This window comes from uncultured Nostoc sp. (assembly GCF_964245575.1).
Taxonomy (GTDB): domain Bacteria; phylum Cyanobacteriota; class Cyanobacteriia; order Cyanobacteriales; family Nostocaceae; genus Nostoc.
In genome coordinates this window covers 1-19,261 of record NZ_CAXTNP010000029.1, presented here as the reverse complement: position 1 = coordinate 19,261, position 19,261 = coordinate 1, and the positions used below count along the sequence as shown (strand labels likewise).

Genomic DNA, 19,261 nt, shown 5'->3' with positions numbered 1-19,261 from the left:
TTGAACTGTCGATGACTACCTTTAGTTCTAGCAAGATACCAACCATCAGCTTCTAGTCGTTTGATAACTTCGCGTACTTTCATGCTAGCGCTTATCTGTATAGGTGAAATTTATATTACAGATAGAGTGCCTTATTGACAATTCTTAAAGCAATCACTCAATATAGTCAAAATCGCCTCATGAATCGAGTGGCTCAAAATGAAATGCTAAAGTGAATAATCAAGCTTTTCCAGAGCTACATTCTCTCTCTCACAGATAAAATTTATATATGAACGCTACACAAGAAAAACTAAAAGTTCAGCTTGAACAGGCAATAGTTGCGGCTTTTGGCGCTGACTTTGCTGGAGTAGATCCAATTTTGGTTTCTGCTAGTAATCCTAAATTTGGTGATTATCAGGCGAATGTGGCTTTATCCCTGAGTAAAAAGAAAGGATTGCAGCCAAGAGCGATCGCAGGTGCGATCGTTGAGAAATTAGATGTATCCGAAATCTGCGAACCGCCAGAAATCGCTGGGCCAGGATTTATCAATTTGAAACTGAAAACGGCATACCTGGAAGCACAACTGAACGATATACAAGCTGATCCCCGGTTGGGAGTTCCAGCTGCGAAAACGCCCAAGCGAGAGATTGTGGATTTTTCCAGTCCGAATATTGCCAAAGAAATGCACGTTGGACACTTGCGTTCTACGATTATTGGTGATTCCATCGCCCGGATTTTAGAATTTCAAGGACACGATGTACTGCGGTTAAATCATGTAGGTGATTGGGGTACGCAGTTTGGCATGTTAATTGCCTATCTGCGGGAAGTTTACCCAGACGCACTTACCACCGCTAATGCTTTAGATATTGGTGATTTAGTCTCTTTTTACCGCAAAGCCAAACAACGCTTTGATACAGATGCAGCTTTTCAAGAAACAGCACGGCAAGAAGTCGTAAGATTACAAGCAGGTGCAGAGGATACACTTCATGCTTGGAAACTGCTGTGTGAACAGTCGCGGCGGGAGTTTCAAGTAATTTATGAGTTGCTGGATATCAAGTTAACTGAACGGGGCGAATCTTTCTACAACCCCTTATTACCAGAAGTTGTAGAAGATTTAGAAAAATCTGGCTTACTGGTAGAAAACCAGGGGGCAAAATGCGTTTTTCTGGAAGGGTTTACAAATAGAGAAGGTGAACCCTTACCTTTAATTGTGCAAAAATCAGATGGCGGCTATAACTACGCCACAACAGATTTAGCATCCCTGCGCTACCGAATTCAGCAGGATGAGGCAAAGCGGATAATTTATGTAACCGATGCTGGACAAGGAAACCACTTTGCTCAAGTTTTCCAAGTTGCACGCAAAGCCGGATGGATTCCTGATGATGTGGAATTAGTGCATCTGCCCTTTGGGTTGGTGTTAGGAGAAGATGGAAAGAAATTCAAAACTCGTTCTGGGGATACTGTGCGGCTACGGGATTTATTAGATGAAGCTGTTTCTCGTGCCCATGCTGACCTAAAAACTAGATTAAAAGAAGAAGAACGTATTGAAACTGAAGAATTTATTAATGAAGTTGCTAGGGTAGTTGGGATCAGTGCAGTTAAATATGCAGACTTAAGCCAAAACCGTACCAGTAACTACATCTTCAGCTACGACAAAATGCTGGATTTCAAAGGTAATACTGCGCCCTATATGCTCTATGCTTATGCGCGGATTCAGGGGATTAGCCGCAAGGGTGATATTAACTTTAAGGAGTTGGGAAATAATGCTATTTTGTTGCAGCATGAAACAGAATTAGCGCTAGCAAAATATTTACTTCAACTGGATGAAGTTATTAGTAGTGTAGAGCAAGACTTGTTGCCTAATCGTTTATGTGAGTATTTGTACGAACTGAGTAAAAAGTTTAATCAGTTTTATGACCGCAATCAGGGAGTTCAGGTGTTGGAGGCACAGGAACCGCAGCGAACATCTCGCTTGATTCTGTGTGATTTGACTGCTAGAACTTTGAAGTTGGGATTATCTTTGTTGGGAATTCAGGTATTGGAGAGGATGTAATACTAATTCGTAATTCGTAATTAGGACACACCGAACAATTCTTGAGAAAAGCGGTTTCCAATCCGTTATTTTGTGAGAGTGAAACAAGACATACTTGGACAACTTTGTATAAGAGTTATAGCGTTTTCTAGTCTAATGAGGTACACGTAAATGTTGTTTAACAAGGTTAATAGCTTTGAAAACGTACCTCACTAGGTCGGGAACTGCTATAAGCTCAAGCTAATTTTTTATTTGTGTCCTTTTTTAGAAGACCCTACACGAATGCGTCTTGGCGGTTTGTTAATCATAATTGGTGGAGTTGGAAGAAAGCGTTTTGTTGGAGGCGATCGCAAATGGTACAGACAGCATCTAAAAACATAACTTTGGTAGAGTTTCTGAAGCTACCAGAAACGAAGCCCGCTAGTGAATACATCAATGGAAAAATTATTCAAAAACCAATGGCACAGGGAGAACATAGCACTATTCAAGGTGAACTGATTATTTTTATTAATGCTATATTGAAACCCCAAAGAGTTGCACGAGCATATCCAGAACTGCGCTGTACTTTTGGTGGCAGATCAATTGTCCCGGATGTAGCGGTATTCACTTGGGAGAGAATACCTCGCAAAGAAAATGGCAGGGTAGCAAATTTATTTTCAGCCGCTCCCGATTGGACTATCGAGATTTTATCATCTGACCAAAGACAAACGAAAGTTACAAAAAATATTCTGCATTGCCTGAATTATGAAACACAAATGGGTTGGCTGATTGATCCAGAAGAACAAACGGTATTTGTGTACATACGCAATCAACAGCCAATCATGTTGGACGAATTAGAAGCTTTACTGCCTGTGCCAGATTTTGCAAGTGAGTTGAGGCTGACTGTAGGAGATTTATTTGGTTGGCTGTTGGAGTAAACTAAACCCTGACGAATTGAATAAGGAAATACACCAAGTGCAACAGGTTTTATGGGTAGGAATCGGTTGTAAACGGGGAACCTCATGGCAGTTGATTGATTGGGCAATTGAGCAAATATTTCGAGAAAATCAACTTTTTCAAAGTGCGATCGCAGGTCTTGCTACCATTGACACTAAAGCCTCAGAAGTTGGTTTAATAGAACTTTGCAACCTACGCAATTTTCCCCTAAAAACCTTTTCTGCCCAAATCCTTCGCTCTGTCTGTGTCCCAAACCCTGCCACAATTACCGACCACAAAGTAGGTACACCTAGTGTAGCAGAGGCAGCTGCTATTCTTGCAGCTACTCAAATCCAATTATTGACTGCTTCCCCCTTTACCACCACAGAAGCATTGGGAGTGAAATTCTTAGTTCCTAAACAAATTTTCCAGCTAAAAGGGCAACCAGGAGCGGTAACTCTTGCTGTTGCCCAAGCTTTAAATATTAGTATTACAAAAGTTCTCTAATTTTTCTAGTCAACAACTCTCAAAAAATAGTTAATTATACTAGAAACAATAGCTAGCACAATTGAACCTAACAAAGCAGGTAAAAAGCCCTGAATCTCAAAACCAGAACCAGGAGTTAGAACACTTGCCAGCCAAAGGGCTAAGGCGTTAATCACCAATGTAAATAAACCAAAGGTGAGCAAGGTAATTGGAAAGGTCAAAATCTGTAAAATTGGTCTAACAAATGCATTAACCAGACCAATAACAAGGGCAGCTATCAAGGCAGTCACAAAATTCTTGATAAAGAATCCCGGAACGATATTAGCAGTCAGAAATAACGCCACCGCAGTACCGAGCCAAGTTAATAAAAAGTGTTGCATAAGTTTTTTTTAGAGGAATTAGCAGTAAGTTTAATTAATTTCACTATTGCCAGTTGTGATCTGTAACACCATCAGGCGTAGTTGTATCTAGCTCCTAAAGTTGCTTCACTCTCTTATCAGCCTAAAAGCAATGTAATTTTTCAGCGATCGCATAAAGAGATACTTTTAATTGGTGTATCTTTATCGTATTGCAGGATGTACCACGAATTAAATTCATCAAAAATGAAATGAGCTGCAAAACTCCTACAGGGGTTTCTCGACGGAGAGAAACCCCTGTATTTAAAAGAGGGTATTTAGCACTAGCAAGTTCCAAAGTCATTAAGAGAACTGTCAAAATTGCACTGTAGTGGATAGCAACTTTAGTATCAGCCTAACGCTGTTGAGGCTAACGCCGTAAAAGAACCTCCCAGGTAGAGCCACCAACTACACCGTCAGCTTCTAAACCATAGCGCTTTTGTGCAGCTTTCACAGCTGCTTCGGTTGTCTCGCCAAAGTCTCCATCGGCATCGCCTTTTAAGAAACCAAGCTTTTTCAGTTGTTGTTGCAACTTAACAACTTCAGAACCACGTAATCCTATACGCAAAATTGGCAATCCTTCTGAGGTATATTGAATACCAGGGGTTCGCTTAGTAGTTGTGTTTGGCCCAGTTTGAGTAGTTTGCCCAGTCCGTGTAGTTGACTGAGTTCGAGTAGTTGATGTAGCACGATTCGGTGTTTTTTGTGTGCTTGAAGTTGTAGTTTTTCTTGGGGTAGCAGGTCTTGGCTCAGGGCTAGTCGCAACTTGTCTTACAGCTTTTTTTGGGGTAGTAGGTCTGGGTTCGGGGTTAGTCGAAACTTGTGTTACAGCTTGTCTTGGAGAATTGGAATTTACAACGTTGGTGACATTGCTAGCCTGGGTTGGAACAGGAAAATTCGTAGCTGAGTTAAATCTTGGCTGGGATGAAGGAACGGTTGATGCTGCTACTGGTTGATTCGGGAAAAGTCGTTGCCAAGTGCTAGCATCAACAATGCCATCTGGATTCAAACCAGCAGCTTGTTTAAACCGGGCAACAGCACTGGCCGTATTCTCACTATATGTACCATCTACGGCACCAGAATAAAAACCCAAAAGTTTCAAAGCTGCCTGAAGTTCAGACACCCGTTCGCCTTGGCTACCCACTTTGAGGATAGGGCGGTTGATGCTATCTCCAGGATTTACTTGGGCAATTTGTGGCGCTGCTACTGATACTACAGCCGTTGAGGCAATCAACAGAGGCGTAGTGGAGAACAAGAGTATTTCAATGCCTGAGAAAGATTTAGACCTCTTTGACCACCAACCTTTTGGCCGTTTTTCCATTTTACAGCGATTTACAGTTGGATCTAGTAATTTTAAGTAACTCAAAATACTTGCTGTCAGGCTGCTTTGCATGGAATTCACTCCCAGAATATTCTCATGCTAATGGTACAGCCGCTTGGTCTAAAAAACAGCTGCTGCATTTTACGATTCTACATTTTCAGTTATGCGATCGCTCGATTAATTGCTTCTTCTTGACCAACTAAAGACAAGTAAGGCTCTTTTAAATATTTACAAGCTGAAGCGATGGCATCCTTGGCACTCACTGCCGCAATCAATTCTTGGAACTTGGTGTCAAAATCAATTCCTAAGCCCAAAATTTCATACCAACCATATATCTGAGCAATTTGCCCGTTCGTTTGTTTACCCAAGGCGTACTGCCCCAGAATCTTGTTTTTAGCAGCTTGGAGTGCATTTTCAGATACTTCGGTGGTACATAACAAATCTACTTCTGTACGCAGTCCTTCTATGGCAATGCTGGTATTTTCCGGTGCTGTACCCATGTAAACCACAAATGAGGCTGGAAATAGCCTTGTGGAGTAAAAGGCGGATACTTCGTAAGCTAAACCCCGTTTTTCCCGCAATTCGACAAACAAGCGGCTAGAAAGCCCATTTCCCAAGTAGGTACACAGCAACTTCAGAGCGGCGTAGTCAACAGAACTTACCGATGTTCCTAAATATCCAAGCATCACGATTGATTGTTGTGTCTGTACTGGCTTCAGCTTTACCTGCGGTTCCACCTTAATCTCAGGTAGATTCAGTATTGGTAGTGCTTGGGCTGGCGCTTGCCAATCAGCAAAAACTTCTTCCACCAACGCTGTTGCATCTGTGGCTGTGACTCTACCTGCAATACTAATTACTACATTATCTGGACGGAAATAAGTTTGGTGATATTCCACTAAATCCTCACGAGTTAAGCGGCTCATGGTGGATTCATCTCCCAGCACTGACATGGAGTATGGATGATTTTGGTACATTACCTGCCGCATTTGTTCAAAGGCGACATTGAACGGTTGCTCTTTTTGGGAACGAATATCCTGGAGTGCTAAACGCCGTTCTAGTTCCACTTGAGTTTCGGGGAAAGTGGGCGATCGCAAAATCCGCCCTGCCAATGTTAAAATTTCCCCAAAATCAGATGTTACCGTTTTGAAAGATAACAAAAAATAATCAGTGCTAGCATCTGCACTTAAATTCGCTCCTACAGACTCGACAATTTCTGCAATTTCCAAGCTAGAAAGTCCATCGCATCCCTTTGTCATCACTGCTGATAGCAAATGTGCCAACCCTGCTTGCTCCCGGTTTTCGTTACAACTACCGGCACGCACAAAGATTCGCGCTGCAATAATGTCCGCAGCAGGATTTTCTGCCACCAGCACGACAATGCCATTGTTCAATACGGTACGATGGATAGGCGATTTTTGCAGCAAGGTTGTCATTTATTGTTTGTCCTTTGTCCTTTGTCATTTGTCATTTGTCCTTTGTCATTGGTCATTTGTCTTTTGCTAATGACTAATGACTAATAACTTAATGACTAACACGGTTTAAGTACAGTAACCGCGTAATTCTCCGGCGAGAGATACTGTTTAGCTAATTTTTGCAGTTCTTTGGCATCAAAAGACTGAATCTGCTGGGGATATGTCACAGCTAATTCAGCTTGGGCGATGGTATTGTAATACCCATAAAGCCCTGTAAGTTGATTTGGCGTTTCCGTAGAAAACGCATACTCGTTACATAGCAGCCTACGTGTACGAGCAAGTTCCTGTTCACTAATTCCTGTAGTCTGCAAATCATCCAAATGAGTGCAAATTAAGGACTCAACTTCCTCCAGATTTTCTGGTTCCAACCAGGCAGTAATTGTAAATAAACTCGATTCCCGTTGTAGAGAAAAACTACTGCAAATCCCCTGTACCAATTGCAAATCTTCTCGTAAATCACGCACTAAACGCGAAGTCCGCCCTTCTGCCAATAACACTGACAACAAATCTAAACCATAGCCAGCGCGGATTTCTTCTACTCCAGGAACCAGCCATGCCAGCAATAATCGCGCTTGTTCTATGCGTGGTAAATACAGTTCTTGACGGTGAATTCCTGTTATTACTGGCTTTGCCACTTCCTTAAACTGCGGACAATTAGAGGGTTCGGCAAAATCAGCAAATGAATGATTTACCATTTCCCAAGCTGGTTGCTGGGCTATACCCCCTGCAATTACCACCGTCATGTTTTCCGGCTGATAGTGAGTGCGGTGAAAACAGCGCATTGCTTCTGGCGATTGCTGCATCAGTTCTTGCTCAGTACCCAACACCGAACGTCCGTAAGGGTGATGCGGATAGATGCTTTGAATCAGCGCTTGAAAGCCTATCCAGTCAGAATCGTCCTGACAAGAGCGAATTTCCTCTAGCACCACATCCCGTTCGCGGCTAAATTCATCTTCTGGAATTGCCGCATTGAGCAGTAGTTCTCCCAAGTAGGGCAGAGTATCTTTTAAATAAGGGGCAGCTGTGGTGAGGGAATAATGAGCATAATCATAGCTTGTCGCCGCATTACTCACGCCTCCTCGGTTTTCAACTTTGGAATCGAACATTCCAGGAGGTAGCGTCGCTGTACCTTTAAAAATCATGTGTTCTAAAAAGTGCGCCATACCAAACCACGGTTCTGGCTCTAGGCTTGCTCCAGCACGCACCCAAACATCTGCCACAACTACAGGAGTAGTGGGAATTTCTTGATGAATAAACGTTAAACCACTGTCTAGTCGGAAGACCGAGGCTGGAAATACTGTATTAGTTAGTTGCTGTGACAATTTTCTGTAGCTTTAACCACAATTTCAGATAATTTTGTCATCTTAACTCTGAACGATACCTAATTTAGAATCAAGTTATACAGATTTTGTTTTTATCTCCAGGCATTACTAATTTATAATTAAATTTGTTTGATTAATACAGCCAAAATGCTGAATCTGCGTTGTTTCAGATATTTAGTTTGCAATTTCTTATTTGTCTCATAAGTAATACTGATTTAAATAATTGGCGTTGCATATTTGCGACATGATTTAGCAACTTCCAAAATTTTCCCCCTGCTCCCACTGTTCTGCAATGCCAAATAATTAAAGCTCCTAAGTTCTAACTGACTTTAGGAGCTAATAATTTTAAGTTCACCGCGACGCCGTTTTACCTAAGTTTATGACCTGGGTTTATCCAGGTGGGAACCTAAATTCCTCGTTTAAAGTTTCCGGGTACATGCCCGGTCTACTGCCACGAGAACAGTTGACTCCCTTGTCTTTAAAGGCATAGATCAAAAAACTTGATGGCAGTCACCAACGTCGTAGTGCAACTTCACTCATTATAGCTTTCAAAAAGATGTTGTGTGTTCAACATCGAAAGTTTCTGAAAAATTTACCTGGGATACCAGATAGATTCTATGCTGTGGGCGATCGCGATCGCACTTGCCGATTCTCGATTCTGATTATCTAGCAAAACGGTAACATGTCCCAACTTCCGCCCAGGACGTGATTGAGTCTTTCCATACCAGTGAACGTGCGCCTGGGGAATCTTTGCTAATTGTTGACGCTGGTTTTGGTAGTCGCTATGAGAATTTTCATACCCCAGTAGGTTGACCATCACAGCACCAGCACACTGCAAAGCCGGATTAGCTAAAGGTAAACCACAAACGGCTCTTAGGTGCTGCTCAAACTGCGAAGTTTCACAAGCGTCAAGGGAAAAATGCCCAGAATTGTGGGTACGGGGTGCAATTTCATTTACCAGGATTTTGCCATTAGTACCCAGAAATAGCTCAATTCCAAAAATGCCCACTACTTCTAGGCTATTTAATAGAGTATGTGCGATCGCTTGGATTTCTGCTACTTGATTAGGCGTAATCTCAGCAGGCGCAATTACCCGCCGACACACTTGTTGTTCTTGTTGGGTTTCTACCACTGGGTAAGTTACAATTTCTCCCTCTACAGAACGAGCTGCAATAATTGCTAATTCTCTTTCAAAAGGGATAAATTCTTCTAATAAGAAAAGTGATTGATTTAAAGTTTTCGTTGTGGTTTCATAACTTAGCTTTTGCTCTAAAGTAGCAAAATCTTGAATTATGAAAGTACCTTGACCATCATAACCGTGGCGGCGGGATTTGAGGACTGCTGGAAAACCTAGATATTCTATTTTTGATTTGAGATTTTCCACCTCGGCAAGGGCGAAAAATTGAGGAACTGGTAAGCCCAAGTCGCGTAAATAGCAACGCTGATGATATTTATCTAAAAGAGGAGCTAAAGCTTCTAATCTGGGACGAAAATAAACGCCTTGGTGTGCTAAAACAGATAAAGCATCTAAGTTAACAAATTCGTTTTCAAAGGTGATGACATCGCATTTTTGAGCTAATATTTCCGTAGCAGTTGCGTCATCAACTGGGGCGAAAACAGTTTCTTTGGCAATTGACACGGCCGGGTCGTGTTCACCAGGAGTTTGTACTACTAATTCTACTCCTAGCTTCTGTGCTGCATCCGCCATCATCCAGGCAAGTTGTCCGCCACCAATTACACCAACACGTTTCATTGACATCCTAGAGAATCACGAGTTTGCACGCCTGTTTTGGAATTCACACCACTGGCTTTCCCGCACAGTTCTTTGATTTGCGCTCTATCCAAAATTGCATCTGTAAAATCTGCACCGTCTATATTCACATCATTAAATATGGCGCGGAGCAAAAGAGCTTCTTTGAAAACTGCATTGCTCAAATCTGCCTTAGTCAAGTTTACCTGATCAACCATTGCATTAGTTAAATCTGCTCCGTGGAGATTTGCTTTTGTCATCACCGAAGCACTCATGACTGCTCCCCGCAAGTCAGCGTTAGAAAAGTTAGCCAGTTCCATATTGGCGTTAGAAAACTCAGCAGCTTGCAAGCTGTCACCAGAAAAATCACGCCTTGACAACTCTGCATTGCTAAATGAAAGCGGATGAGTCCAGTCTACTGCCAGTGCGGGATCAGGCACGCACCATATAATAATTCCGAGAAGGAACGCCAACCCTTGCCGCCATAACATATCGAGAGCTAATTTGGTGTCTAATCGCTGCATTTAATTACCGCATTTGAATATTAGCAAGACTGGATCATCTTAATTGAGACTTCCAACCTTGCTACTGGACTTGGTGAACGTATATTTCCCTAGCTTAATATTTTGTAACGCAAAAAGGGTGGATGCGTAGCCTGTGGTAGACATCGCTTCTCACCCTTAGCTAGAGAGCGGCAATATTAGGAATAAGCTAATCCTCATTCATTTTTCCAGAATGATTCGCTTGTAGTAAGCGGCTCTAGCCCTGCTTTTATGCAACTTAAATGCCGATTAGCTTAGTAGCGATCGCACTTAAATATATAATAGGACTCCTATTTGAGTGCGTGAGAAAACTCGCCCTCAACTCGAAAGGGCTGATTCCCTATTCCCTACTCCCTACTCCCTGCCTAAGCAGCTTAGGTACACTCAAATCTTTTTTACCAAGGTTAGTAAGTTTGAAAACCTACCTTACCAGATCAGGAACCACTATATTTACACATCACGCGCTTTGAAAAAATTATAGATAGCAAGGGCGATCGCTAAAAGCAACACTGCATGAATTAAATTTCCGGCAATATGAAGTGCCAGTCCTAATCCCCAAAAAGCAATCAATACAACAACAATACCCCAAAGTATACTCAACATATATTTGATTTTAATCAAGTAAGTTTTTATTTCTTTAAATATTTTACTCCAAGCTCACTTTGATTCTACTTACCCTGAGAGAGGTCTAGAAATTTAAATCATCTTTCTTGAGAAAGAAAATTAATTAAAAGTTTACCTTTCGCCCTTACCCGCAATTCTATTTACCCTATGACTGAGCCTACGCTCGTTGATTTGTTTACAATTCTTCATTTTTAGATTTGAATTTCAGGATATAAAGAGTTTATTTAAGCAGTAATACTCATGGACTTATTTACAATTCTTGACTTTCAATGTTTCAAGTAAAGTTTATTGTCTTTTAAATTCAACAGCCCCTATCAACTGTTAGTCTTTTAATTAATGAAAGTAAGGTTTGAGCGTAATTATATGCGTCTCAACTGCTTAACAAAGCTTAAAAGTTGGATAATTTGCGTTAGTTTTATAGCGATTAGTTAGTTCTTTAGGAATCTCCAAGAGTTTACATTCACCAAGTACACAACTTCCACAAACCGAACTCCGAAACCCGATGATGAATCATTACTCACTTCAATGGATTGAGGCATGGTGCCAAGAAAATGGCTGGACAGATTTATTTGTAGAGCGACGTAACAACTTCTGGGCTTTCCCTCCGGGTGGGGTAATGCCGGAACCAATTCCAGTTCACGTTCTCAGAGTGATTAAAGCCGAGAAGGGATTGACTTTTGAAGAACGATTGTGGTCAATGTCCGCAGTAATTGGCACAATCCTAGCTGTTCTTTGTACCTTTTGGTTTCAGTCGCCGATGCCATTAGTTTTAGCTTTTGCTTTTAACGCCGTTACGGTGGCTCAATTTGAGCTTGAAGATGCCTAAATTATTATTTTGGGCTTTACTATTAAAAACTGCTCTTGTCTACTTTTAGCAAGAGCAGTTTTTAATTTCAGAAAAAGAGATGAAATCACGACAAATCGGTTGACCTTTTGGATAGGGATTGAACTTGGGCAGATTTTGTCACGGGTAGATGGATGGAATACACTATTCTAGTCTTTAGGCAACTTTGTGCTACCAAAGAATATTGTACAAACCTCCAGCCGCTATATTTTAGATTACGCAATGCAACAGTTGTCTCTTTTTCTCGATTTGTCTAGCTCCGAGCCAATTAATACAACTTGGTTCCAAGATATTTTAGCCATTCGCAAAAGTCTATAAACAGATCATGAATGAGCTACACCTGAGAGTTTATACAAATAGAAGTGAGTTGATTTTACCTGATGGAACAATTCAATACTTTCAAGAAGGAGGAATGAATCAGGCTGCAAAGATACGGTACAAGAAAATAGCAGTAGAACTATCTACGGGTTACTTGGAAAGACAGATTTTATTTTGCAGAGATTATTCATCGAATATTGATTTCTTGATCTTGAACCAAACGCATAAATATCTTTTAGATAGACTTGTACAGTCAGTGACCAGCGAAGTTGGTAGAGCATTAGTCGGTTTGTCAATTCTACAGTTGTGCATTAAATCAATTGAGCCAGAGCAGAGTATTAGGTTACACAAAGGTAGTACGGCTACAAGAGATTTTTCTTGGTGTGATGGTATTTCTATGCGCTCTCTCGATAAGCAATATATTACACCTGTGTTACAAAAATATGAATTACTGAGATTGAATGCGGATGGTTTCATGATGACACGCAGTTTAGCAGAAAATTACCCGTATTCATCTGTATATAAAGCCAACATGAGAGGCGCACGTTCTGAGTGGGTAAGTCTTGTTGAGGCAATTGAGAAAGATGAAGTAGTTTCTGAAGTAACACTGCGCTATCTTCTTTCGCAACTACTCAATCAAGCAGATAACTTTAGAAGATTAGCTTTACAAACTATTGATAATCTGACCTTATTTCTGGGAGCAACAGTTGTTGATAAAGGCATTTTATTAAGTCTCATACTGCGTCACATTAATCAATCTGATTATGCGGCTCGTTTAATGGAGATAGCTATGCATAGCTTAATGCAGGCTATGCAAGAATACCAAATTTTTCCCCACAGGTTGCTAAAACCACTTTCGCAAATGCGTTCAGCCAATAAGAAGCATGGCAATGTTGGTGATATTGAACTTTTAGAGGATAGGCAAATTGTGGAAGCTTGGGATGCCAAGTATGGTAAGTCATACTTGCGAGATGAGATTGAGGAATTATCAGAAAAACTGGAAGTACATCCCGCCGTTAGAAAGGCTGGTTTCGTTACAAGTCTTGAAGCTGAACGAATTGATGAACTGATGCCTAGATGTAATGAAATTGAAGAAATATTTGGGATATCCCTTGAAATAGTTACTTTTAAAGAATGGGTAGAGCTACAGTTTGCTCGTACATTGGCAGAAGAGGCCGCAACTGAACAAGAACTTGCTTCTGCTTGGCTCATAGCTTACACAGAATCTTTAGCACAGCGACGTAGGGACATTGCCCCAATTGATGAGCCATGTTATCAATGGCTGCTTAAGCTAAACGAGACTTTGACAATTGAATAGCTGAGTGCTGCTCATATTCAAGACTTGGGTAAAGTGAGGAATTCAACAAGGTACTCACACTTATTTTCTTAAGATTTTCACCTAGTCGAGCGTGCTATTCGCTTCAAAAACTTTAATCTTACGCTAGATCGCGTAGATTACCTTGTAAAGAATTGCTTGAGTTAAACATTTGCTAGATGCTACCGTCTACAAAATGGAACAGGATTTGGAGCGGTTTTTTTACCATGAAGGGCAGACACAAAGTAGCTTATAGTTTGAGATCGCTGATCAGTCTCAACTTAATATCTAGTTTAGTTGCATTTGAAGGAGCGATCGCAGCGCCAACGTCAAAGGCAATCGCCACAGTACCGAGAACCCCAGATAAAACTGTCAATTGCGAGATTTTAGTTGTGGGTGGTGGACTATCCGGTGTCGCCACAGCTTACGAGGGCTTACTCGCAGGCCGAACGGTTTGCCTCACGGAAATTACTGACTGGCTGGGAGGACAAATTTCTGCTCAAGGGACATCTGCGTTAGATGAACGCCCAACTCAACGATCTCTCAAATTCTATTCTCGCGGCTACCTAGAATTGCGAAACCGGATTGGGCGCAAATACGGTAAACTCAATCCCGGTGACTGTTGGGTAAGTGAATCCTGCTTTCTTCCCCGCGATGCTAACAACATTTTGACTCAGATGCTCAAAGATGCTGAGAAACAGGGCAAAGGGAAGTTGCAATGGTTTCCCAACACGGTAATTAAGGATTTGGAAATCGCTGCTGATGGCAAAATAATTAATGGTGCGATCGCTATTCAACATCAACCACCAAAAGGCGCACCACCTCTCAATACCTTTACTTTATCTCAAAGTATTGAAGATTCTTATAGCTACGAAAACTCATCTCGATTTACCAAAACTATTCTCCGTTTTCTCCCCAAGGCAGATAAAGGGGATGCTCCTAAGTGGTATGTCGTAGACGCCAGCGAAACTGGAGAAATTATCGCCCTTGCTGATGTCCCCTACCGATTGGGTATTGATGCCCGTTCTTACCTAGAACCTTCTGCTTCTGACACCAACAACGATCCTTATTGCCCTCAAGGCTTTACCTACACTTTTGCAATGGAGGCAAGCAAGGAACCGCAACCGCAGACAATGCCCCCATTTTATTTAGAATACGCACCATATTTTAGCTATGAATTAACGCGACTGGCTAACTTTGACTTAGTTTTCACCTACCGTCGCATTTGGAGTCCAAAGAAAGGGAAACCAGAAAAATTCGGTGGTGTAAGTTTTACTGCTCCTACACCAGGGGACATCTCCATGCAAAACTGGACTTGGGGTAATGATTACCGCCCTGGAACAGCCCAAGATAACCTGATTTACAGTCGCCAACAGTTACAAAGTACTGGGCAGTTAAAATCAGGGGGCTGGATGGGGGGACTGCGAACAGAAACTCTCCGCAAAGCTGAGGAAAATGCCTTCTCTTTCTATTATTGGTTGGTAGCTGGGACTACAGATTCCCAGTTGGGGGAGGGTGTAAAGCAGCTGCAAAGCAATAACCGCTTTGTTTCAGGTTTAAATTCCCCGATGGGGACAGTGCATGGCTTATCGAAATATCCCTATATCCGCGAAGCACGGCGCATCATTGGCCGCCCCAGTTGGGGACAACCTGGTGGCTTTGGTATTTGGGAAATTGATATTTCTCGCCGAGATTACAACGATAAGTATTATTCCCAGACTCTGCCAGCAGATATGTATCGGAGGCTACGAGCAGCACTTGCAGGTTTAGAAGCAATATCAGTAATTGACGGTAAAGTTCCACCAGACAAAGCAATGCGACGGACTCGTTCTACCATCTTCCCCGACGCTGTGGGTATTGGTCACTACGCCATAGATTTCCATCCTTGCATGGTGAATAGTCCTCCAGAAGCACCTGGGAACACAGAACGTCCAGGCGAAAGACGTGGTGCAGGTCAAGCTTATCCCTTCCAAATTGCTTTGAGGGCAATGATTCCCCAGAAAATTGATAATTTGCTGGTAGGAGGCAAAAGCATTGCTAGTAGTCATATTGCTGCTGCTGCCTATCGAGTCCATTCCTTTGAATGGTCGTCTGGCGCAGCTGCGGGAACTGTGGCTAGTTTTGCGCTCAAAAATGCGATCGCACCCTACCAACTAGTCGATGACTTACCCAAACAAGAGCCACAACTAGAAGCGCTCAAACGGCTTTTGCAACAAAATGGTAATCCCACAGCCTTCCCTGATACATCAATTTTTAACGAAAACTGGGATAATTGGCGGTAGATAGTCATTAGTCATTGGTCATTAGTCATTGGTCATTAGTCATTGGTCATTGGTCACTTGTACTCAGCGTTCGCGAGTGCGTCTCCAAGAGTTGCCGTAAAGCCTGCGGCATAGCTACGCTTAGGGCGCAGCCTAAGAAGAGAAGTATTGGTCATTTGTTAAGGACAACGGACAACGGACAAATGACGAATGACAACTGACAATGGACTAAACTAGTTGTTTGTAGTGTAGTTTTGTAAAATTATCTTGCTTAATTGTTCTATGCTTATGACACTTTCAGCAGATGTTTACGATATGGTCACAGCACCAACTGTAGCTCCTAAACAGTCTGATCAAGTTACCCGTAAGACTTATCCGAATTACAAAGTGATTGTATTAAACGATGATTTTAATACATTCCAACACGTGACTGAATGTTTGATGAAATATATTCCAGGAATGAGTGGCGATCGCGCATGGGATCTAACTAATCAGGTACACTATGAAGGTCAAGCGATCGTCTGGGTCGGGCCCCAAGAACCTGCGGAACTCTATCACCAGCAGCTGCGCCGAGCAGGTTTGACAATGGCACCTCTAGAAGCAGCTTAATCATCATGGGCAAACCCACCGCAGATTCCCTTCGGACGGCTTCGCAAAAAGCTGGCAGACTGGTTTGGAATCACTCGACACACCTTTCTGGTCTCATCCCCATTTTAGATCGTCTTTGTCAGCAGGATAACATCCAAACCGTGACGCCGGGAGTGATTGGGCGGGCAAAAGGTCATTGTCCAAAAATGCAACTGCGTGTGTCAGTACCAATTCGCGGCGGCTATAAAGTAATTGCACGGCAGGGGAAGACGGTACAAGAGGTCTTCATTTTAACTTCTTTGGCGCAGTCAGAATTGGAAACGGCATTAGCGATCGCTATGAAATCTTAATCATGCCCAATTCCCAATTCCCCATGCCTCATTACTATTCCTCAACACGGTGTACTGCAAATTTGTGTAGTGGCAGACTAACAATGCAAGAAAAAGTTAAGAAATATGACAGAGCCGTAGTTATTCTCAAAGTCATGAGCATAGATTCCCAGTCGGGTAAAATTATTTTTTCTATACCAAAGGCTACACAGTAAACTAGCCAGTAAGTAAAGCTCATTCTGAATAAAATCCGCTCTGTTTCTTCCACATCATTTTTTTGCTGCTTACTGTCCCACAGTAACACCAGCCCAACAATGCAAGCTACAAAGGAAACAGCAACTACAAATTCGTGACAAAATATATTTAACGAATGCATTTGTGTTTATCCCCACATTTTTCAGTTAAAGATCAGTCTAAAGGAATATTCCTTATAGAAATACAAATTATTTACAAACCTCAATAGAGCAATGTATATCGTGTAAACAAATGCAACAAAAATTGTTGTTTTGCAAATATAAATATTATTTAAGAGTTTGCTTGGAGTTTAAAAGAATCTGTCATATATTTCACTAGGAATGGCTGAATAAGAAAATATCCATTTTGCAGTTCAACAAGCGATTGCTTGCTACATCTTCTCTTGCCATATTTATCTCTAAATTTCCCAAAACTCAAAAAAGAATATGAATTTAGTTCAGGCTGGCGATCGCCGCAAAAAGCGAGTTTTCCCTTATGCTGCAATTCTTGTCAGCCTCACCGCAGCCTTTTTAAATTCTGCGTCTCTGGCGCAATCAACAAGAGGAAATACTTCAGATCAATCACCCTTACCACAAGGGTATCTAGATGCGGTAGAGGATGCAAAAATCGCAGAACCTCGTGAAATCTATCGAAATCTGACTCCGATTGTTTGGTATAACTCCGATCTCAAATGGGACAAGAGCCGGGTATTAGTAGTAGCATGGACAAGCTTTCCTGGATATGCAGGTAATTTGGGTAAGGTGATGCTTTTACCACGTGATTTATGGGTTACTGCTGCTCCAGACTTACAAAAATTCTGCAAAACGTACCGTTCCACTAGCCCAATATCTTTAGAATATCGATTGAACCAACTATTGGGTTTACCTCCAGATGCAACTACAACTAGATATATTGTTGAACTTTGGGTGGAACCGCGATCGCTATTTCGTCCCAGTCGAGATCCTAACATTAGCGATCGTGAGGCGGAACTTGAATTTCCTTTACCTAATGCCTTTGAGTTAATCTCAACCAGCTATCAAGATTGGTTTACCCAGCAATTTCAAAGCCGCTACGGTTCACCAAGTAACTCATCAACTACTGTTGTTCATTACCCGTGGACACAACTAGGATACACTTACGACTGGGGAAATCAAAGTGATTGGCAAAGCCTCGATGCCAAGCGATTGCCCCATGTCGGTTTAAGCGAATTCGTAATTAGAGAATGGTCACAAGTAAGCGTTCATTCAACTCAAAGTGCTAAAGAGTACTGTAAGTAACAAGGGGGAAAGGGAGTGCTGTACATCAATAGCTGGGTGTTTAGCCCGTGCTGAGTCAGAAATTTCACTTCTTTACTCAGAACTGTTTTGCCTAATGTCCAATTGCTAAGTACAGTTTTGCATAAAAACGCTACGTTTTTATGCGGGGGGATGCATTGGCATTGCAGAGGGACGCATTAACAATGCAGCCGACGCATTAACATCGTATCGGGATGCATTGGCATTGCAGGGAGACGCATTAACATTGTATCGGGATGCATTGGCATTGCAGGGGGACGCATTAACATTGTATCGGGATGCATTGGCATTGCAGAGGGACGCATTAACAATGCATCGGGATGCATTGGCATTGCAGAAGGACGCATTAACAATGCATCGGGATGCATTGGCATTGTAGGATATTGCCAAATTTAATTTGCTACGAATTAATGAAATTCTGTACTAAGAACAATTTTCTCCTAACTCTTCGCAAGCACCAATACTTACCCAGCTACTAGAACCATCTCGCCAAATTTCTTTCTTCCATATAGGTGCATTGTGTTTGAGGGTATCAATAGCATATTGACAAGCTTCAAACGCCTCACTCCGATGAGGACAACCCACTGCTACTAAAACGCTAATTTCTCCAACTTGCAAACGTCCGGTGCGATGATGAATCACTACCCGATTTACATCAGACGTAGATAAACGAATATCAGCAGCAATTTGATAAAATATCTGCAATGCCATAGGTTCGTAAGCTTGATATTCTAGAGCAACTACAGGTTTGCCATCAGTTTGATTACGAACTACGCCACTCATCATAACCACAGCACCGTTAGCTGGATCTTCAGACAAGGCATAGATTTCTTCAAGAGATAATGGTGCAAAGCTAATGGCAAAACTATCTTCGGCTCTTGGTTTAACAGCAGAGGTAAGTGTAGTCGTCATAAATGCGTTCATATTATGTGGGCTTTTTCTATTGTCTCTGAACAAAACACTGCTGGTGTATGTTTAGTTGCTTTTGTTATAGCGCTTCTCGTTTACGTGAGGTACACCCATAGGGGGACTCGCTTTGCTCAAATTCAAAAATCAAAAATCAAAAATCAAAAATCAAAAAAAAGACTTTTCATTTGCACCAGGGGGAGAAGCGATCAAGACTCTGTGTATAGTCGATCGCGTACCACGCCAAATCATATCGTGTCCGGTTAAAGACTTATTATTAAGACCGCAGGGGGCAGGGGGAAGGAGGGTTTCCTGCTTTTTGCACAGATGCGC

The 19,261-nt window shown here is 41.9% G+C and carries 20 protein-coding genes and 1 other RNA gene; 9 read left to right on the top strand and 12 right to left on the bottom strand.

The window, feature by feature from the left end; translation table 11 throughout:
• The coding region (locus tag ACFFAP_RS07265) for a type II toxin-antitoxin system HicA family toxin (protein ID WP_375510607.1) at positions 1 to 83 on the bottom strand (83 nt) is incomplete at its 3' end.
• Positions 84 to 268: 185 nt separating this feature from the next.
• Here ACFFAP_RS07265 and argS point away from each other — a divergent pair.
• The 3 genes from argS to ACFFAP_RS07250 all read left to right on the top strand — a co-directional run bounded on the left by argS (position 269) and on the right by ACFFAP_RS07250 (position 3,433).
• A complete protein-coding gene (argS, locus tag ACFFAP_RS07260) occupies positions 269 to 2,032 on the top strand; it encodes an arginine--tRNA ligase (protein ID WP_375510588.1) in 1,764 nt (587 codons plus the stop codon).
• A gap of 332 nt (positions 2,033 to 2,364) precedes the next feature.
• Positions 2,365 to 2,928, top strand: a complete 564-nt coding sequence (locus ACFFAP_RS07255; protein ID WP_375510587.1) for a Uma2 family endonuclease — start codon at positions 2,365 to 2,367, stop codon at positions 2,926 to 2,928.
• A 37-nt stretch (positions 2,929 to 2,965) separates the two neighbouring features.
• Positions 2,966 to 3,433, top strand: coding sequence for a cobalamin biosynthesis protein (locus ACFFAP_RS07250; RefSeq protein WP_375510586.1), 468 nt, complete (start codon positions 2,966 to 2,968; stop codon positions 3,431 to 3,433).
• Positions 3,434 to 3,438: 5 nt separating this feature from the next.
• Here the strand turns inward: ACFFAP_RS07250 and ACFFAP_RS07245 are convergent, their stop codons facing one another.
• From ACFFAP_RS07245 to ACFFAP_RS07210, 8 genes are all read right to left on the bottom strand, one after another.
• Positions 3,439 to 3,792, bottom strand: a complete 354-nt coding sequence (locus ACFFAP_RS07245; RefSeq protein ID WP_334745124.1) for a phage holin family protein — start codon at positions 3,790 to 3,792, stop codon at positions 3,439 to 3,441.
• 385 nt (positions 3,793 to 4,177) lie between these two features.
• On the bottom strand, positions 4,178 to 5,200 hold the full coding sequence (locus ACFFAP_RS07240; RefSeq protein WP_375510585.1) for a peptidoglycan-binding protein: 1,023 nt from the start codon (positions 5,198 to 5,200) through the stop codon (positions 4,178 to 4,180).
• Between the two features lie 89 nt (positions 5,201 to 5,289).
• Entirely contained in the window at positions 5,290 to 6,561 is a 1,272-nt protein-coding gene (locus ACFFAP_RS07235) for a M16 family metallopeptidase (RefSeq protein WP_375510584.1), read from the bottom strand.
• A 95-nt stretch (positions 6,562 to 6,656) separates the two neighbouring features.
• Positions 6,657 to 7,922, bottom strand: a complete 1,266-nt coding sequence (locus tag ACFFAP_RS07230) for a M16 family metallopeptidase (protein WP_375510583.1) — start codon at positions 7,920 to 7,922, stop codon at positions 6,657 to 6,659.
• Positions 7,923 to 8,269: 347 nt separating this feature from the next.
• Positions 8,270 to 8,453: non-coding RNA, 6S RNA (gene ssrS / locus ACFFAP_RS07225), on the bottom strand.
• Positions 8,454 to 8,514: 61 nt separating this feature from the next.
• Positions 8,515 to 9,675: a 5-(carboxyamino)imidazole ribonucleotide synthase gene (locus tag ACFFAP_RS07220; RefSeq protein WP_375510582.1), complete on the bottom strand. Its 1,161-nt coding sequence runs from the start codon at positions 9,673 to 9,675 to the stop codon at positions 8,515 to 8,517.
• Positions 9,672 to 10,163 carry a pentapeptide repeat-containing protein gene (locus tag ACFFAP_RS07215; protein WP_375510606.1) on the bottom strand — a complete coding sequence of 164 codons (492 nt, stop codon included), beginning with the start codon at positions 10,161 to 10,163 and terminating at the stop codon, positions 9,672 to 9,674. The genes ACFFAP_RS07220 and ACFFAP_RS07215 overlap by 4 nt, the downstream gene beginning before the upstream one ends.
• 501 nt (positions 10,164 to 10,664) lie before the next feature.
• Entirely contained in the window at positions 10,665 to 10,817 is a 153-nt protein-coding gene (locus tag ACFFAP_RS07210; RefSeq protein WP_335126369.1) for a lmo0937 family membrane protein, read from the bottom strand.
• Positions 10,818 to 11,340: 523 nt separating this feature from the next.
• Here ACFFAP_RS07210 and ACFFAP_RS07205 point away from each other — a divergent pair.
• The 5 genes from ACFFAP_RS07205 to ACFFAP_RS07185 all read left to right on the top strand — a co-directional run bounded on the left by ACFFAP_RS07205 (position 11,341) and on the right by ACFFAP_RS07185 (position 16,514).
• Positions 11,341 to 11,664 carry a hypothetical protein gene (locus tag ACFFAP_RS07205; protein WP_375510581.1) on the top strand — a complete coding sequence of 108 codons (324 nt, stop codon included), beginning with the start codon at positions 11,341 to 11,343 and terminating at the stop codon, positions 11,662 to 11,664.
• Positions 11,665 to 12,007: 343 nt separating this feature from the next.
• Positions 12,008 to 13,318 carry a hypothetical protein gene (locus ACFFAP_RS07200; RefSeq protein WP_375510580.1) on the top strand — a complete coding sequence of 437 codons (1,311 nt, stop codon included), beginning with the start codon at positions 12,008 to 12,010 and terminating at the stop codon, positions 13,316 to 13,318.
• A 224-nt stretch (positions 13,319 to 13,542) separates the two neighbouring features.
• On the top strand, positions 13,543 to 15,597 hold the full coding sequence (locus ACFFAP_RS07195; protein WP_375510579.1) for an FAD-dependent oxidoreductase: 2,055 nt from the start codon (positions 13,543 to 13,545) through the stop codon (positions 15,595 to 15,597).
• 261 nt (positions 15,598 to 15,858) lie between these two features.
• On the top strand, positions 15,859 to 16,185 hold the full coding sequence (clpS, locus tag ACFFAP_RS07190) for an ATP-dependent Clp protease adapter ClpS (RefSeq protein ID WP_375510578.1): 327 nt from the start codon (positions 15,859 to 15,861) through the stop codon (positions 16,183 to 16,185).
• Positions 16,186 to 16,190: 5 nt separating this feature from the next.
• Positions 16,191 to 16,514, top strand: a complete 324-nt coding sequence (locus tag ACFFAP_RS07185) for a DUF2103 domain-containing protein (RefSeq protein ID WP_375510577.1) — start codon at positions 16,191 to 16,193, stop codon at positions 16,512 to 16,514.
• A 34-nt stretch (positions 16,515 to 16,548) separates the two neighbouring features.
• Here ACFFAP_RS07185 and ACFFAP_RS07180 read toward each other — a convergent pair whose 3' ends face one another.
• Complete coding sequence (locus ACFFAP_RS07180; RefSeq protein WP_375510576.1) at positions 16,549 to 16,869, bottom strand: hypothetical protein; 321 nt, start codon at positions 16,867 to 16,869, stop codon at positions 16,549 to 16,551.
• Between the two features lie 304 nt (positions 16,870 to 17,173).
• Here ACFFAP_RS07180 and ACFFAP_RS07175 point away from each other — a divergent pair, with 304 nt between their 5' ends.
• Positions 17,174 to 18,004: a hypothetical protein gene (locus ACFFAP_RS07175; protein ID WP_375510575.1), complete on the top strand. Its 831-nt coding sequence runs from the start codon at positions 17,174 to 17,176 to the stop codon at positions 18,002 to 18,004.
• Between the two features lie 176 nt (positions 18,005 to 18,180).
• On the opposite strand, the gene ACFFAP_RS07170 is transcribed toward ACFFAP_RS07175, so the two are convergent.
• Both ACFFAP_RS07170 and ACFFAP_RS07165 read right to left on the bottom strand, forming a co-directional pair.
• Positions 18,181 to 18,396: a hypothetical protein gene (locus ACFFAP_RS07170; RefSeq protein ID WP_375510574.1), complete on the bottom strand. Its 216-nt coding sequence runs from the start codon at positions 18,394 to 18,396 to the stop codon at positions 18,181 to 18,183.
• Positions 18,397 to 18,445: 49 nt separating this feature from the next.
• Positions 18,446 to 18,934 (bottom strand): molybdenum cofactor biosynthesis protein MoaE, encoded by a 489-nt coding sequence (locus tag ACFFAP_RS07165; RefSeq protein ID WP_375510573.1) that lies wholly within the window; start codon positions 18,932 to 18,934, stop codon positions 18,446 to 18,448.
• Between the last annotated feature and the right edge of the window lie 327 nt (positions 18,935 to 19,261).

Excerpts from the sequence above, each read along its gene's own strand:
- ACFFAP_RS07210 (WP_335126369.1), bottom strand. The coding sequence starts at position 10,817 with ATGTTGAGTATACTTTGGGGTATTGTTGTTGTATTGATTGCTTTTTGG.
- ACFFAP_RS07195 (WP_375510579.1), top strand. The coding sequence starts at position 13,543 with ATGAAGGGCAGACACAAAGTAGCTTATAGTTTGAGATCGCTGATCAGT.
- ACFFAP_RS07175 (WP_375510575.1), top strand. The coding sequence starts at position 17,174 with ATGAATTTAGTTCAGGCTGGCGATCGCCGCAAAAAGCGAGTTTTCCCT.
- argS (WP_375510588.1), top strand. The coding sequence starts at position 269 with ATGAACGCTACACAAGAAAAACTAAAAGTTCAGCTTGAACAGGCAATA.
- ACFFAP_RS07170 (WP_375510574.1), bottom strand. The coding sequence starts at position 18,396 with ATGCCAATGCATCCCGATGCATTGTTAATGCGTCCTTCTGCAATGCCA.
- ACFFAP_RS07200 (WP_375510580.1), top strand. The coding sequence starts at position 12,008 with ATGAATGAGCTACACCTGAGAGTTTATACAAATAGAAGTGAGTTGATT.
- clpS (WP_375510578.1), top strand. The coding sequence starts at position 15,859 with ATGCTTATGACACTTTCAGCAGATGTTTACGATATGGTCACAGCACCA.
- ACFFAP_RS07185 (WP_375510577.1), top strand. The coding sequence starts at position 16,191 with ATGGGCAAACCCACCGCAGATTCCCTTCGGACGGCTTCGCAAAAAGCT.
- ACFFAP_RS07245 (WP_334745124.1), bottom strand. The coding sequence starts at position 3,792 with ATGCAACACTTTTTATTAACTTGGCTCGGTACTGCGGTGGCGTTATTT.
- ACFFAP_RS07205 (WP_375510581.1), top strand. The coding sequence starts at position 11,341 with ATGATGAATCATTACTCACTTCAATGGATTGAGGCATGGTGCCAAGAA.
- ACFFAP_RS07220 (WP_375510582.1), bottom strand. The coding sequence starts at position 9,675 with ATGAAACGTGTTGGTGTAATTGGTGGCGGACAACTTGCCTGGATGATG.
- ACFFAP_RS07240 (WP_375510585.1), bottom strand. The coding sequence starts at position 5,200 with ATGCAAAGCAGCCTGACAGCAAGTATTTTGAGTTACTTAAAATTACTA.
- ACFFAP_RS07235 (WP_375510584.1), bottom strand. The coding sequence starts at position 6,561 with ATGACAACCTTGCTGCAAAAATCGCCTATCCATCGTACCGTATTGAAC.
- ACFFAP_RS07215 (WP_375510606.1), bottom strand. The coding sequence starts at position 10,163 with ATGTTATGGCGGCAAGGGTTGGCGTTCCTTCTCGGAATTATTATATGG.
- ACFFAP_RS07180 (WP_375510576.1), bottom strand. The coding sequence starts at position 16,869 with ATGCATTCGTTAAATATATTTTGTCACGAATTTGTAGTTGCTGTTTCC.
- ACFFAP_RS07255 (WP_375510587.1), top strand. The coding sequence starts at position 2,365 with ATGGTACAGACAGCATCTAAAAACATAACTTTGGTAGAGTTTCTGAAG.
- ACFFAP_RS07165 (WP_375510573.1), bottom strand. The coding sequence starts at position 18,934 with ATGACGACTACACTTACCTCTGCTGTTAAACCAAGAGCCGAAGATAGT.